Source organism: Nostoc sp. 'Peltigera membranacea cyanobiont' 213 (assembly GCF_002245975.1).
Taxonomy (GTDB): Bacteria; Cyanobacteriota; Cyanobacteriia; order Cyanobacteriales; family Nostocaceae; genus Nostoc.
Genome location: NZ_NOLI01000026.1, coordinates 51,713 through 67,840, shown reverse-complemented (window position 1 = coordinate 67,840; position 16,128 = coordinate 51,713). Strand labels below are relative to the sequence as shown.

The window sequence follows — 16,128 nt, the reverse complement described above, 5'->3', positions numbered from 1 at the left end:
CGGGAGCAATGCGATTTTGTGAGGTACAAAAGATAGGTAACATAAATTACCTAAATTTTTAGCGCTCGCTACTTAGAAAAGGCAAAAACAAGGAACTTGGACCTCGGTTTATTGGGAATAAGCCCTGGTAATTGAGATATAAAATCCGATCTCACATTTTCGCATTGCTCCCCTGTCCACCATAGTGGTTTTAAAAATACGCTATTCGAGTAAAGGTAATCACATCCGGCATCACCATAGATGCACTCAAGGCGAGGGACAGGCATTGTTTTACCCACGATTCTGATCTGATTCTGTTGCCACTCCAGTTTCAAGCAGTGTTGGTAGAGTGAGTTGGCAAGTTCCTGACTTAAGAAATCGGGGTAGTAAGTGATGGGTAAAACTGGGGTTGATTCAGAGAAAAGTGTGAGTTGTTGCATGGTAGTTTTCTCCAACAAAAGAAAGTATTCTGAAGACAATTGCTATTAGTTTTGACTAGTAGAGAAAACCTCAATCAACACGCTTTCTGGATACAAACCAACTTTTCCAAAACGTGGGTCATGAATGCGTTCTATTTCTATGCCTTGTTTCCGACACAATGCACTTGCCTTTCTACCTTTAGTACCCGCTTCTTTTACCGATATTTCTAAACCTTGAAGATTTGCGAAACCGACAACACTATATTTGTGGCCGCATGGGGTGTTTACTCTGTCTTGCTCAACTTCAACAGCTTTTAGCCGGTGCAAAATTTCGGTCTGTTGCTGCTGCTGTTGGAGTAAATGCTGTTCTTGCTCTGCCAAGTGTTTAGCTAGAGCAGCGAGTAACTGTATTTCTGTCATTCCTGTTTTGTTGTCAGTGACAGGTTTAGTCCAGCCCAATTTATCTTGAATCCATGCCCGAATGCCGATGGTGTTGAATGAACGGCATACCAATCTGGCTTGTTTAGTGCAGTATCTACCAGCTTCGTAAGCGTAGTACTCTAGGATGATTGCGATCGCCATATCAGGGATACCATTGGTTCTCCATTCAGTTAGGTTCGCGGCATCAAAGGTTTGTTGCATAAGCATTTGAGCCAGTTTGGAGGGTTCCAGGTTCGCGCTCTCTAATGCTTTGCCGATAGCTTTATCACTAACCCCAGCCAGTCTTGCAGTTGCCCGAAGGCTAGCTTTCGCTTGACCATTAGCGTCAACTTCAATCTCTTGTTTTATCTGTTCGATGATTTCGGCAATTTCAATTTGTGACATAACTTTAGTTGGGTGATAATTTTTTGTTGTGTGATTAGAAAGAATTAAACATTTACCCGCACCAAACTTTCCTCACCAACTAATGAGAAACGATTCGATATAGTTGGTGTCTTAATTAATGATGGTGACACCAATTCAACAAGGTAAAACCAAGAATTATTCACCAGCCCAATCCCTAAAATCAGCCGTTGCTTTGTTCCTTTATCGTTGACCATGACTACCCAGCGTTGGGTTAAGTGGTTGTCGTCATAGCTGATGCTGGCTACCAGTTTGTCATCAGCGTAATATTCGTGATGGTCAAACGAGATTTCGACTATTCTGAGGAGTTCGGGAGCTATGGCTTGGGCTTGGGTTCCGATGTAGTCGTCGAGTTCGGCTTGGGCGAGGGCTTGCTCGTCGGGAGCAGCAGAGGTGAGTTTCTGAACCTTGCTTGCTTGGTAATCAGCGATCGCGCTAATCCAAGAATCCTTACAGCGTTTGTCGCTTACTTCAACTGTGCAGGCGATTTCGCTGTAGATTTGTTTGAGTCGGGCAATCGATTTCAGTTGCAGCTGTTGTGCTGTGTAAATAACGTGAGTCATAATTAAGATTCCCTGTACAAATGTATGGGTTTTTCAAAAGGCGATCGCTTCCAAAGTTTCCGAGGCTAAGGGCGATTGCCTTTTGTGATAGTTATATTGTGCTAATCTGCTAACTGATTGTCAATATACTGATTAGCAGTTATTCTGTTAATTGATAGCCTGTATATTGATTGGCTGTTATTCTGTAATCAGATAAGCGTTAATGGAGGTTAATCATTAAAAACGTGTTAGCAGTTTGGATGGAAGCATATATTGATATTTCGCAATGGTGGCCCAAAACTGAAGATGGTAGCCTCTTGTCTGTCTACGCAGTTCATAGGCAGTTTGAGGGTAGCCCGAATGAAGTCACTAGACATACCTTGACTGTCGCCCGTGATGGCAGGCTAAAAAAAGCGGATATCGATAATTTGGTAAAACTAGCAAGGATTTGCTCTGTGCTGTCTGGAGAGTTAGTAACTGTCAATGACATTGTGAAAATTCAAGAGGACTCGTGAAGATGATAATGCCCCACCGAGTTCAATCCCAGAGCATTATTGCCATAACTCACCACATACTTAATCTATTTGTCATTGATTTTGAGCAAATACTATTGAATTAAAGGGGTGGAATGATGGCTAAACCATCTTCTAGGCGTAAAAAAGCCACCTCTGCCGTAGAGATAAATTCAAAATCACTCAGTAACTCTGCAAATGAAGATATCTCTGTTGAGGAAAATCCATCTACAGCAACAATTACGGTTAGTGCTGTTGAAGTAGAGGAATTGACCGACTATGCCCAAAGCGATCGCCTACTCCTGGAGCGGAAAGTAGAACGGGCGTTTTTTGAGGCAGGTAAGGCACTGGCAGAATTGCGCGATCGTCGCCTTTACCGTTCAAGTCACCGCACGTTTGAGGATTATTGTCGCGATCGCTTTGGGCATAGTCGTCGCCAATCTTATCTTTTAATGGATGCGGCTACTGTTTTTGATAACTTGGTTGAAATTTGTGATCAAATTGATCACAAATTGCCGACAGCAGAGGGGCAAGTCCGACCCATAACTAAACTTGAACCCCAGGAACAGCAGGAAGTGTGGCTAAGAGCAGTAGAACTTGCTGGTGGGAAAGTGCCAACTGGTAGAATCGTCAAAGATGTTGTGCAGCGCATCATGGAGCGTACCCAAGTACCTAATACTTACCAAATCGGTGAAGTCTGCCAAATCTTAGTTAAGGACAACCCGGAACTCAGAGGAATGGGTGGGTGTTGGGCAATTGTCAGCGCAGTGAATGACTTTAGTTGCACCGTGAGAATGTGGGATGGCGAGTACACCGTTGCTTTGCAGCACCTTAAATCTTACAACTACTTACCTGCCGAGTGTGAGCAGATGCAGGTGATTTGCGATCGCATCAATCGGGTGTATTCGAGTGGGCTGGAGGAGTCGGTGCAGAAGTTTCTGGAGTCGTTGGGGAAGCCCAAGCGTGCTTATTTGACGGTGTTGGAAGAAAAAGTGTTGAGTCTTTTAGAGTCGGAATTACACAATAAGGAAAGCTGGGAATAAGGCAGGAATTTATGCGGGAGCATCCACTTTTGGCAGAAACACTCAAATAGCAAGTAAACCATTCAGATAAGCACAACGAACAGAAAGGATTTGGTTGACACTCCCAACATTCCACTGTGCGCCAGAAATTTTCATCCTAGCTCCAATCTGTTTAATAGCAGACTCGACTGCACCAGAACCAATAGAACAAAGTTGTTCAGCTTGGTAATAGCTATAGTTGACAATACGGGAGCAATGTTTTTCGAGATAAGCAATGAAGTTCTTAGCTTGTTTGCCTCGGCAATTATGAAATAAAGCCTTGGCTTCTTCAACTTGACCCTGCCATAAAAGAGTTTCAGCTGCTTTGAGTCGCTTTAAAGAACCACCCACAATGCAAGAGATTTTCCTTGAGATGATACCAATCTAAAATTTCCCAACGCTCAAAATTCTCACTTTTACCAAACTCTTTGACGAGATTCCATACACCATCATGACCATCTCCTAAGCAGACTAACGGGTTAACTAGACGCTGGCTATTGACATAATCAATTAATGATTGGTTGTCATCAAAAAACGCACCATAGTAAATCCCTTGCAGACGAACCGTTTTATAGTCTCGCCAGTGACAGCCTGCTTTCGGCTTACCTCTAAGTCGAACTTTTCCTCCATCTACGCTTACTTTTGAAACTGATTGTAATGCTACGGGTAGTTGAAAATCTTGTGACAGCACTAGTTTTTGTTGCGTTGAGTGACCAACTTTCACTCCTGTTAATGCCTCAATCTCGATTTCTGCTTTTTGATATGATTCATTGGCTGATAGCCTCAAACAACACTTTTGAAGTAATGGACTTAACCTACTTCTTGCTTTTAAACCTAGTCTTTGTAGCTGTTTGGCTTTAAGAGTCAATTCCCCTACTAGGCTTTTAATCTTTCTGGTTTTACCTACTTTTGTTCCAGTTTTTTGTTCGATAAAAAAAGGGCTATTTCTGGGCTGACTAGTTCTAATACTTGACTGCGAACTGTTTTTTCTATGCCTTCGAGGTCTGTCAGCAAAATTTTATCTGCTTCTTCATACAGCAGTGTTGACAATTCTTGTAAGCAGGCTTTGATCCGTTCTTGTTTCTCTTGGTTCATTGTCAGCGATCGCACAGGGTTATTTCCCTTTACATTTTCCCATAAATGGTAAATCTTCCAAAACTGGATGCTCCCCTTGCAGTATTTGATTAGCTANCGGAAAGTGTAGCAGCTATAGCAGCTTCTGGTGTAACTCCAGCCAGATGCGGTGACAAAATTACATTGTCAAAGTCATATAAAGGATTATTCTTATATGGGGGTTCTGGCTCAAACACATCTATTGCTGCTCCTGATATCTATTTTTCGCCTATAGCTACAACCAAATCTTGTTCACGAACTATCTTCCCACGAGATGTATTAATCAAGAAAGCAATGTCAAATCAAGGGTTCCAAACCCACTTAGGTAGGTTTTGTCTGTGTAGCTGTGAGTTCTAATCACCAGGGGTTATTTTCAGGCATCCTCGTTAAGTAATCTCATTCTTTATGGAAGCGAATTAGAATCTAATAGCTGAAAAAAGTTTTGGGCAATGGTACTTAAAGGATCTATAGCTTTTATCGAATTAATTCCATTTAGCTTGAGAGATTTTGTTAACAGATGGAATTCTGTACAACCAGAAATATAGGAATGAGTATTATATTTCTCTAACAAGTCTTTGATATCTGCAATAATTGTGAGTGGGTCTTGCCCTGGTTTTAGTATTTTAAAAATCATATCATCAATCAATTGTTGCTCTGTTTCAGACAGAGAAATAATGCGTTCAGCAGCAGTACAACCTTCCTGAAACAATTGTTTTGTGTAAGTTCCTGTGCTTGCCAATAAAAGGGCAGGTTCATCATGTACTTGAAGTTGCTGATCTGCGATTTTAATTAAAGAAATTACTTTCCGCGTCAGATGTTCTGGAATCTGAGGCAAAGCATAATGAGCTAGGCAACAGCCAATCACTATGTGGTCAACAAGTTGATTAAGATTTTCCAGATGCAATTGGATAAAATCAATAAATTCTCTTTCATTCCCAGTATTAATGGAATTGTTGCGATCTGGTATAGAGGGCAGAGAGAAAACAATAACGTTAGGTGTTTCTTGTTCCTTATGAATAAACTGGTTATATTCGTAAATAGATTTGAGAAATTCGGCGGTAACTACAGGGCCCATTCCGCCTAAAACTCCAAGAATTGGTGGTTTTTTGCTCATAAATTTCTCCTACTTTAACTGTATGGGTTACTAAAAATTAAAATCTGTTGAAAAAAGATTGCTATCTTCTTTGTCAGAATTTTCTCTGTTAAAAGACAGGTTTAGCAATAGTATATTGGGAGATTCTACTATTTTTTCTAGCAGACTTTTTAACAATTCTAGTATCAAGGAGATACGTTCCTCGGCAAATATATCTGTATTATATATTAGCTTCAGATATAGTTCTGCCTCTTCCACAAAAATAAATTCTAGATCGAATTTGGCACTAACAATCTCTTGCTCAATGGGATTAAGAGTAATTCCATCTAGTACTAGCTCTACATTTTGATTGTTTTGCAAAACAACGACAGTATCGAATAAAGGATTACGGCTAGGATCGCGGTGTAAATTCAAATCTGATACTAGTTTGTCAAAGGGATATTCTTGATTGTCATAAGCTTCTAGTGTGGTTGTTTTTACTTTTGCAAGTAAAGTAGCAAAACTGTCGTCTACTGCTATTTGATCGCGTAAAACTAACGTATTAACATAAAAACCAATTTGTTCTTCTAAATCGGGATGATTTCTGCCAGCTATGGGAGAGCCTACTGTAATCTCATTTTGTTCGGTGTAGCGAAACAGAAAACTCTTGACTAAAGTCAGTAACCCCATAAACAAACTAGATTCTTTATTTTTTACTAATACCCCAAAACGCTTGATTAATTCTTGGTTTGGCTTCCATATAACCGCCGCTCCTTGAAAAGTTTGAACCACTGGACGGGGATAATCTAAAGGTAAGTTGAGACGTGTAGGAGCAGGAGTCAATTTAACTAGCCAGTAATCACGTTGTGCTTGTAGTTCCGACGTTTTTAACCGCTTTTCTTGCCAGTAAGTATAATCTTTATAATGAATCCTTAAAGATGGTGGTAATTCTACATTCTGTTGTCCGTAAGCATGATAAAGCGCGAGGAAATCTTTAATTAAAACGCCTGCTGACCAACCATCTGAAATGATATGGTGCATATTAAACAGAACTATATAGCTCTGTTGCCTGACTTTTAGTAAGTGAACGTTGAGTAAAGGCCCTACTTCTAAATTAAAAGTAGTATTTGCATTCTTGTGAATAGCTTCAGCAATGAGTTTTTCTTGTTCCTGATACTCCACCAAATCTATCTGCTTGACCTCAAAATCAATGTTTTCATGTACAGCTTGACGTGGTTCATTATCTATTAATGTAAAGGTAGTACGTAAAATCTCATGGCGTTTGATCAAATGTTGAAAAGCATTTTCAAAGGCAGCAATATGTAAAGTACCATTGAATTGATAAGCACTGGGCATTCCGTAGGCAGTATGATTATGATCGAGGAATTCTAAAGCCCAAAGGCGGCGTTGCCCATGAGACATAGGATAAGACTTTTGCTGAGTTATTGCTGGTATGGGTTCTTGATAGTCATATTGGGTTTTAGATACTAAAGCTGCTAATCCGGCGATGGTGGGAACTTTAAAAAAGTCAGCCAATTTGACCAACACATTTAATTCTTTATGGACGTGAGTTACGACTCTCGAAAGCAGTAGTGAGTGTCCACCAATTTCAAAGAAGTTATCAAAAATACCAATGGGATGTTTGGTGAGAATTTTTCCCCAAATATTTACTAGCTTGGACTCTAAATTATTGCGCGGTGCAGTATAAGTTGCCTGAGTTAACTTACCGATTCCTTGGAGTTCAGCAAGCGATCGCAAGTCAATTTTGCCATGTCTGGTTAAGGGAAATTGCTTTAAGAAGATAAAGGAAGTAGGAATCATGTAAACTGGCAGAGACTTAGATAGAAATTCTCTAATTTCCACAATTTCTATTTCTATGTCTTTATCAGTTTGGCAATAGGCAGATAACTGGGTTTGATTATCTACATTGATAGGCAATACAATCGCTCTTTCAATCTGAGCATGACAGCTGAGTTGGTATTCAATTTCTCCTGGATCTATACGATAACCATTCACCTTAACTTGATTATCTTTACGACCAATAAATTCAATCACACCTGCGGCGATTTGTTTACCTAAATCTCCTGTTCTAAAGAGAGTTTTTCCCTCATTTATAAAGCTGGGTTTAAATTTTTCTGTGGTGATTTGGGGGAGGTTGTGATAACCAGCTGCTAATGCTACACCTTCTACACAAATTTCACCTACTACATGAAGAGGTACAGTGTTATTGAATTCATCAAGCACAAATAAGCGATTATTATGGAAAACCTGTCCAAGGGGTACATCTGTATTTAAATTTTCGTCTATTGTATATTGAGCTACTCCTACACAAGTTTCTGTGGAACCGTAGACATTGCTGACAATATCAGCTTGGAAGCGTTTTCTTAAAGCAATCGCAGTTTCTCTGTCTAATTTCTCTCCCCCTGAAGAAATATATTTTAAGCTGGGGATAGTTTCTTCAGTATCGAGTCCAGCCAAAATTTCCCGATAAATAGATGGCGTTGTATGCAGTGCATTAATTTGGTTTTCTTGTAAAAAGGAAACTAAATGCCCTATATGTTTGACTTCGTACATATATAAAGCAGCACCGATTGTCAACGGGAGAAAAATATTCCGCAAAGATGGATCGTGGGTAACAGGTGCGGTGAAAATATAGCGCCATTCAGGATGTTTATTTAAGTCGAAGGTAAGTCGTAAACTCCGAATTACATTCAAAATAGAGATGTGACAACCCATGACTCCTTTGGGGTTTCCTGTTGAGCCAGAAGTGTATAAAATATAAGCCATTTGGCTAGAGTCTGGTCTGAATTTAGGTTCGGTGTTGTCAAATTCTGCCAGAATCTCATCGATTTTATCCAAGCAAATTGCTTCTATCTCTTGAGGTAATTGTGAGACAAAACTACTCTCTGTGAGGCATATCTGAGATCCACTATCTTTTAAGATAAAATCGATGCGGCTATCAGGATATTGGGGATCTATGGGAACATAAGTTGCCCCGATTTTGAAAGTAGCAAGAATGGCGATAATTAAGTTTTGATTACGCCCGATAATTAGTGCGATCGCTTTCCCGGAAACAAGCTGATATTTTTCATGCAAGTAATTCGTTAAGCGGTTTACTTTCTCATTCAATTCTCGATAACTGAGAGTAGTTTGTCCAACAATTAATGCTGGTGCATTTGGTGTAGAGTTTACTTTGGCAATAAAGTCATCAATAATTGTTGCATTTTGAGGCAAATCTATTGTTGTCCCTGTCAACTCTGCCAGTAATTTTTGTTCTTGCGGCTGTGTTAATAAAGGCAATTGAGAAAGTAAACTATTGCCATGATTAATTACACCCTGCATCAAAATTTCAAAACTTTCTAAAAACTGTTTGATAGTTTCTGATTTAAACAGTTCTGTGTTGTAGTTGCAGTAGATAATTAGCGCATCATTGATTTCAATGAAATTAAAGCCTAAATCAAAAGGAGTGTATCCAATGGGGTCTGGCGGCAGTAATACTTGTAATCCCTCAAACTCAGGTAGAGTTAAACTAGGGTCCATATTGAAAGATACGGATATCAAGGGAGAACGGGAAAAATCTCGTTGTAATTGTAAAGCTGCTAATAACTCTTCTAAGGCATGACTTTGGTGTTTAAAGGCGGCTATAAGCGTTTCTTTAGTATGACGAAGATGTTCAACAAATGAAGCAGTAATATTTGTCTGGATACGAACTGGTAAAAATTGCGAACAAAAGCCAACTAACTCCTCACTTCCCTCAAATTGTCGTCCAGAAATGGGAATACCAATTACTAAATCATCATGACCAGAAATTCGACGCAGAAAAGCTGTGTAAGCGGCGAATATCGTCATAAATAATGTTGCTTGATTTTTACGTCCTACAGTTTGTAAATCTCGCCACAGTTGAGGAGCAATAATTTTATTTTCTCTACCTCCTGTGTAAGTTTTGACAGTAGGACGGGGAAAGTCAGTAGGAAGCTCAAATACGGGGATTTCTCCCTCGTAGGTTTTCAACCAAAAATCCCGATGCTCTTGCATCTGTGGACTTTGCGCTTCTTGCTGTCGCAAAGCTAAATATTGGCGAAACTGCATTGGTGGCGCTAAATTGTTTGTAGCAGCACCAATTTTTGCTGAATAAAGTTTGCCGATTTCATTCAAAATTAGCCCTAGTGACCAACCATCGGCAACGATATGATGGGTTTTTAAAGATAGCAGATAGTGTTCAGGCGCTAAACGCATCAACACAGCTGCAAATAATGGAGCGATACCCAAGTCAAAAGGCTTTTGAGACAACTGAGTTCTGAATATTAAAGCAGTTGCTTCAGGATTTTCTTCATCTATTAAATTGATTAACGGTAGGTCAATTTTGACACTTTTGATAACTTCCTGTAGTTCGCCTTGTTCTAAGATTTTAGTTCGCAAAGCTTCATGACGATTTACTACTTCATTAATAGCTTGCTGTAAAGATGAAATATCTACAGAACCATGCAATTCCAAGGAAGTAGTAACGTTATATGATGCCGAAGCGGTGGTGTCTAATTCTGCCAATAGCCAAAGCTGACGTTGCGCTTCACTAGTAGGAAATGTCTGGTTTAGATTATTCCTACCATCTTCATCATCAGAGCGATCGCTTTCTTCTCTTTTCTTTGCTTGGGGTGGTTTGGCATTTTCAAAAAAACCTGCTTGTCGCAGTTCTCTAATAGCTTCTTTGACAGCAATTACTACTTTATCTATATCTTCATTAGTATGATATGTGGAGAGAAAACAAACTCGTTTTTCCCATGTATAAACGCCTTTGAGATTTAGCAAGTAATAAAAGAGCGGCAATTCAATTGGTTGCAGAAAAAGACTATAAGCTCCAAAGGGTTCAAAACGAAACAGAGAACCAAAATTAACGATGCGGATGGGAATTCCGATTTCTTGAAAGAATTGATTAACTTCTGTTGCTAATCGGTTAGTTAATTGATTTACTCGTTTTTGAAGTGCTCCACCTTGTTCGCGTAAATGTAGCAGCACTGCACGACAAGCAGCCAGAGCCAAAGGATGACGACAGAAAGTCCCACCATACGCAGTTAATTCTGTTTGCGGATGAGAATTATCTCCATAACTCCAAAAACCGCCATCAATTGTATCTAAGAAATCTGCTTTGCCACAGATCATACTAATAGGCAAACCACCACCAATTGCCTTTCCATAAACTACTATATCTGCCTCAACGTCAAACCATTCCTGCGCTCCTCCTAGAGCCATGCGAAATCCAGTAATAATCTCATCAAAAATTAACGCAATCTCTTTTTCATGAGTTAATTTACGTAATTTTTGGAGAAATTCTTTAGGCTGTAAATCTGGTTTACGACTTTGCACAGGTTCTACCAATACTGCTGCTAAATTATCAGCTTGAGCAGCAATTATTTCTAAGCTTTCTTCGGCTCCATAGGTAAGAACTATTACGTCTTCAACCATTCCTGATGGTATACCGAGACTCAATGGTTTAGCAGTTACCGGCTCCTCTCCAACTCGCGCTAAAATACCATCAAAAGTCCCGTGATAAGAACCAGAAAACAGCACAATTTTTTGGCGTTTTGTCCGAGAACGAGCAATCCGAACTGCTGCCATAATTGCTTCTGTTCCAGTGTTACTAAAAGCAACCCGCTCTACACCAGTTATTTCACTAATTAAAGCAGCCGTTTCTGCCGCAATATTAGACTGCATTCCTAATCCGATTCCGTGTTGCATTTGCTGCTGAACTGCTTCGATTACGAAATCAGGACTGTGCCCAAAAAAGTTAACCCCAAACCCCATTGCTAAGTCGATGTAATCATTGCCGTCAATATCCCGAAAATATGCACCTTGAGCTGATTCTGAGACAATGGGATATTGAAATTCTTTTAAAGCCATACGGAAATCAATGGTAGGTTTGACATCAACCATTGTTTTACGGCTAGTTTGTGAATATGCCTTGGATTTTGCTGTTCTTTGATTATAAATAATCTCTAAATTGCGGATAAAAGCTTGCTGCTTCTCCGTTAAAGATTTGTTTTCATTCAGCTTTAAGGCTAGTGGGTTTAAACTTGGAGAGCTAGTTTTGTTAGGTGAATCAATTTTAACTTTTTGGGGAGGAGGTGTAATTTCTATTTTGGCTTGTTGAGGAGGCGCAGTTTCTGCCTGTCTAATCAAAACTTCTGATGTAGCGCTTGGTGCAACAGGTGCAGATTGGAGGATTTCTAATTGCTTGATAATGGTTTTTTCATGTATATCTTTGAGGTCTTTCAAAGATTGTAATTGAGCCATCATTAAAGCTTCTTTACCAGAGCTTTGTATTGATACAGCTACTGTTTTTGGCTGATTAACAATAGCACTTTCTGCAACAGAAACGGAAGCAATAATTAACTCTTGTCCATTGTAGATGCTGACATTTTTTTGTTGAGAAAAACTATCCGCAGTTACAAAACCACAGCGTTTTAAAACAGAACACCAAGTTTCTGCATTCAACAACGGAGTATCTAAACGTAACTCTTTATCTTGAAAACGCCACCATCCTGGTGTGAGTCCAAAAGTTAAATCTAGCCAGGAATTATTTTCTACTGTTTCTAGTAGTACTAAGAAACCACCAGGTAGTAGTAATTCCCGGATATGATTGAGTGTTTCTCTAATATTTCGGGTACTATGAAGTACGTTAGCAGCAACAACTATGTGATAAGAATGTGCTGGTATTCCTTGAGAAACTGGTGATTTTTCAATATCGAGCTGATGGAAGTTGAGATTATCTCTGTGTTTAAATTTTTGACGCGCTTTATTTAGTAGAACAGGAGAAAGTTCGGTAAAATCATAAGTGACGTTATTGAGATTTAAGTCATTAAGAATTGCTTCAGAAGTTGCGCCTGTACCACCTCCAACTTCGATAATTTGGTAAGGGCGATCCCTACTAGAAAAACTCTTTAAAATCCGGTTAATTTCTTGGGCTACTCGTTGATTCATCAAACGAGATACAGGAGAATTACCATATATGCTTTCTGCATGAATCACTGAACCTGCTGGGAAAATTAACTCTAAAGGCTCTATATTTCCTTTAAGGACTTCTGCTAGATTTTCTCCGCAGCGTTGCAGCATTTCTAGCTCTGGTTTAGCTGCGGGACAAGTTTGTTGCAGATTTTCTATGGCTTCTGGTAAAGAAAAAGGCGTAGATAGGTTTTTTGCTGTCCAGAAGTTACCTTGATTTTGAATAATTCCAGCTTGCTCTAAAGTGCTTAAATAACGAGTAACTAAAATATGATATTTTGGGGCAATGGGCAAAGTTTGTAATAAGTCTTCTGTTGTCCAAGTTTCTGCCTTATTTAGTCTCTTTCCTAATCCTTCTAAAGCTTTGATAATATAGGCAACAGCAATCGGTTGTAGTTGGGAAATTACCCACAGGTAGTTATTTAATTCTGAGGTTGGATTTAATATATTAGCTACTGAGATTTCATCAGATATCTCTAATGATTCCTGTTCAATATAAGTAGACAGATAATTAGCTAGATCAGCAATTGTTTGCAAATCAGTGAATAATTGATCTATTTTGACATTGACGCTAAAATTTTCTTGAATTTTGCGAGCAAAGTCAGTCAAAATGATGGAATCCGCTCCTAGATTTAATAAGGTTTCATCATCTCTAATGTCATTTTCGTTTTCTCTGAGTAGCAGAGCTAAAATAGACTTTAACTTATTGCGGATTTCTTGCTGATGTTTTTGGTTATTTGAAACTTTTACTACCGTCATTTTAGCTTGTTCTCTTTCTATATACACTTCGTTAATTTGGCTAGATTCAACTAAAACAGCAGACTGAAATTGGAAACGTTTTCTCTGAAAGGGATAAGTCGGTAATTGTACATTTCTGTAACCGTAATCTTCATTGAATTTTTCGGCATGAAAACTAACTCCATTAATGTAGAGTTGGGCTAGTGTTGCCAGCATTGTATGCCAGTTATCCAGACCTCTATTTAGAGAACTGATCCAGATAGCTTTATCGTTATAACGACGACCTTGTTCTGCTAGGATTGGTCTTGAACCTACTTCTAAAAACAGGTTATATCCTTTATTTAAGGCAGTAATTAAACTCTGCAAAAATTGCACAGGTTGACGGCATTGTTGTCTCCAATAACTTGCATCGGGTGCCTTTTCTAAAGGTTGTCCGTCAATGCCTGAAAGTAGTATAATTTTGGGGTGATGATAAGAAATACTCCGAGCAGCAGTTTCAAATTCATCTAAAATTGGCTCCATTAATGGAGAATGAAAAGCACCACTCACTGATAGGAATTGAACAGCAATTTTTTGGTTTTTGCAGTTGGCTAAAATCTCATCAATACTGTTGTTTTCTCCAGAAATTATAATTTGTTGAGGATGATTAATAGCTGCGATTGAAACTGTATTACTATAATTTTTAATCAGAGACAGTACAGTTGCTTCATCTGCAAAAACTGAAGCCATTTTTCCTGTAGGCGCAGTTTGCATTAATTGCCCACGTTTAACAACTAATTGTAAACCTGATTCTAAGCTAAATACTCCGGCAATACAAGCTGCTACATATTCGCCAACGCTATGCCCAATTAGTAAGCTGGGTTCGATTCCCCAAGATTGCCACAGCATGGCAAGAGAATATTCTAGAGCAAATATAGCTGGTTGAGCGTATGCAGTTTGATTGAGTAAATCTGTTTGATTACCAAATAATATATCTTGTAATGAATGCTCTAAATGATTCGCTAAAATTTCGGCACATTTATCAATATATTTGCAAAATGTCGGTTGCGTTTGATAGAGTTGATGACCCATACCTGCATAACAAGCTCCTTGACCAGTGAAAAGAAAGACTATTTTTGTCTGTTTTTCTCCTGGAAAACGTTGATAAAAAGTCAGATTATCAAGAGTTTTTTCGTCGGCAAAAGCTGATAATTTTTGTTGCAATTCTGGTAGTGTATCTGCAACGATCGCCAGTCGTTCGGGTAAGGGTGATCTACCGATAGCTGCACTATGACAAATATCTCCAATTTCTGGATGAGATTCTAGATGATTGTAAAAACGTTGCGCTAATTCTTTGAGAGCAGTTTCATTATGGGCAGAAATTGTTAACAGATGGCTAGGACGTTGTAGCTTGATTTCTATTGTTTTTACAGCAGGTGCTTGTTCAACGATGACATGAGCATTGGTTCCCGAAAAACCGAAGGAACTAACTCCAGCGATGCGGACTTCACCATTGTTAGACCAGGGTATTGTTTGACTAGGAATTTTGATCGGATATCCTTGCCAATTAATTAGGGGATTAGGCTTTTGGAAATGGAGATGAGGCGGAATTTCACCATGTTGGAGGGCGAGAATCGTTTTGATCGTTCCCGCTATACCTGCGGCTGCTTCAAGATGTCCGATATTAGTTTTAACTGAACCAACGTAAAGAGGTTGCGATCGCTCTCCATAAACAGCCGCGATCGCATTCATTTCTATGGGATCTCCTAAAGATGTTCCTGTGCCATGTGCTTCTATATACCCAACTTGTTGGGGAGATATTCGAGCATCAGCTAAGGCTTGGCGGAGTAAATCTTGTTGTGCCGGTCCACTAGGAACCGTTAAACCGGCGGCTGCACCGTTATGATTCACCGCCGATCCTCGTAATACAGCGAGGATGCGATCGCTCTTTTTCTGAGCTACAGATAGGCGTTTCAGCACTAAAACCCCACAGCCTTCTCCCCGCACATAACCATTTGCAGCCGCATCAAAGGTCTTGCATCGACCATCGGGAGACATCATCCCTGACTGAGAAAGGTTAATTGTAATTGCTGGATTTAAGATGAGATTTACCCCACCAACCAAAGCTAATTCGCATTCATTATTTCTTAAGCTGCGAATAGCTTGGTGAATAGCAACCAGTGAAGAAGCGCAGGCTGCATCAATAGACATGGAAGGGCCACGGAGGTTGAGAAAATAAGATAACCTCCCGGCGGCTGCACTCAGGGCATTTCCTGTGCCAAAAAAAGAATCGATTTCATCATAATTGCTTTTATAGACCGTCATCGCGTGGTCAACGCTGGTAATACCAACAAATACACCAACGCGTTCACTTGCTAAATTAGTTGGTGGTATATTGGCATTTTCTAAAGCTTCCCATGTCACCTTAAGTAGTAACCTTTGTTGGGGGTCCATTGAGGTGGCTTCACGGGAAGATATGGAGAAGAAACGGGCATCAAATTCACTAATATCCTCTTGTAAAAATCCCCCATAACGAGTGTTCATTTTGCCGGGAGTGGGTTCTGGAGCATAAAATTTTGAGATATCCCAACGGCTTTGAGGAACTTCTACAATTGCGTCAAATCCGGCTTTACAGTAATTCCAATAAGCGTCAGAAGAATTTATGCCTCCAGGGAAACGACATCCCATCCCAACAACAGCAATTGGCTCACTTTGTCTTGTTTCTAATTCGGTGATGCGAGCCTGCATTGCCTCCATTTTTGTTAAGGTTGTTGCTATTAATTTTTTATAATCTGTGCTTTGAACCATATAATTTATTTTTTAACGCAGAGGAACGCGGAGGTTTACGCAAAGGGACGCAGAGTGTTATTTGAA

At 39.5% G+C, this 16,128-nt stretch carries 7 protein-coding genes and 1 pseudogene; 2 read left to right on the top strand and 6 right to left on the bottom strand.

Features of this window, described 5'->3' with window-relative positions; genetic code table 11:
* Nucleotides 1-464: 464 nt before the first annotated feature.
* Nucleotides 465-1,223, bottom strand: a complete 759-nt coding sequence (locus tag CDG77_RS10315) for a hypothetical protein (RefSeq protein WP_094329296.1) — start codon at nt 1,221-1,223, stop codon at nt 465-467.
* A 44-nt stretch (nt 1,224-1,267) separates the two neighbouring features.
* Nucleotides 1,268-1,804, bottom strand: coding sequence for a DUF1392 family protein (locus CDG77_RS10310; RefSeq protein ID WP_094329295.1), 537 nt, complete (start codon nt 1,802-1,804; stop codon nt 1,268-1,270).
* A 224-nt stretch (nt 1,805-2,028) separates the two neighbouring features.
* On the opposite strand from CDG77_RS10310, the gene CDG77_RS10305 reads away from it, so the two are divergent.
* Together CDG77_RS10305 and CDG77_RS36395 are read left to right on the top strand one after the other, a co-directional pair.
* The gene (locus CDG77_RS10305) at nt 2,029-2,298 is read left to right on the top strand and encodes a hypothetical protein (protein ID WP_069070655.1); all 270 of its coding nucleotides are present in this window, start codon (nt 2,029-2,031) and stop codon (nt 2,296-2,298) included.
* A gap of 116 nt (nt 2,299-2,414) precedes the next feature.
* Nucleotides 2,415-3,338 (top strand): hypothetical protein, encoded by a 924-nt coding sequence (locus CDG77_RS36395; RefSeq protein WP_094329293.1) that lies wholly within the window; start codon nt 2,415-2,417, stop codon nt 3,336-3,338.
* A gap of 42 nt (nt 3,339-3,380) precedes the next feature.
* Here the strand turns inward: CDG77_RS36395 and CDG77_RS10295 are convergent.
* The 4 genes and pseudogenes from CDG77_RS10295 to CDG77_RS10280 form a co-directional block, all read right to left on the bottom strand.
* Nucleotides 3,381-4,451, bottom strand: a pseudogene (locus CDG77_RS10295) (ISKra4 family transposase).
* An 89-nt stretch (nt 4,452-4,540) separates the two neighbouring features.
* The gene (locus CDG77_RS37455; RefSeq protein WP_223269765.1) at nt 4,541-4,666 is read right to left on the bottom strand and encodes a hypothetical protein; all 126 of its coding nucleotides are present in this window, start codon (nt 4,664-4,666) and stop codon (nt 4,541-4,543) included.
* Between the two features lie 206 nt (nt 4,667-4,872).
* Nucleotides 4,873-5,583 carry an aspartate/glutamate racemase family protein gene (locus tag CDG77_RS10285; protein WP_094329292.1) on the bottom strand — a complete coding sequence of 237 codons (711 nt, stop codon included), beginning with the start codon at nt 5,581-5,583 and terminating at the stop codon, nt 4,873-4,875.
* Between the two features lie 30 nt (nt 5,584-5,613).
* A complete protein-coding gene (locus CDG77_RS10280; RefSeq protein ID WP_094329291.1) occupies nt 5,614-16,062 on the bottom strand; it encodes a hybrid non-ribosomal peptide synthetase/type I polyketide synthase in 10,449 nt (3,482 codons plus the stop codon).
* Nucleotides 16,063-16,128: the final 66 nt, after the last annotated feature.

Coding starts and splice junctions, on each gene's coding strand:
- CDG77_RS10315 (WP_094329296.1), bottom strand. CDS start 1,223: ATGTCACAAATTGAAATTGCCGAAATCATCGAACAGATAAAACAAGAG.
- CDG77_RS10285 (WP_094329292.1), bottom strand. CDS start 5,583: ATGAGCAAAAAACCACCAATTCTTGGAGTTTTAGGCGGAATGGGCCCT.
- CDG77_RS36395 (WP_094329293.1), top strand. CDS start 2,415: ATGGCTAAACCATCTTCTAGGCGTAAAAAAGCCACCTCTGCCGTAGAG.
- CDG77_RS10310 (WP_094329295.1), bottom strand. CDS start 1,804: ATGACTCACGTTATTTACACAGCACAACAGCTGCAACTGAAATCGATT.
- CDG77_RS10280 (WP_094329291.1), bottom strand. CDS start 16,062: ATGGTTCAAAGCACAGATTATAAAAAATTAATAGCAACAACCTTAACA.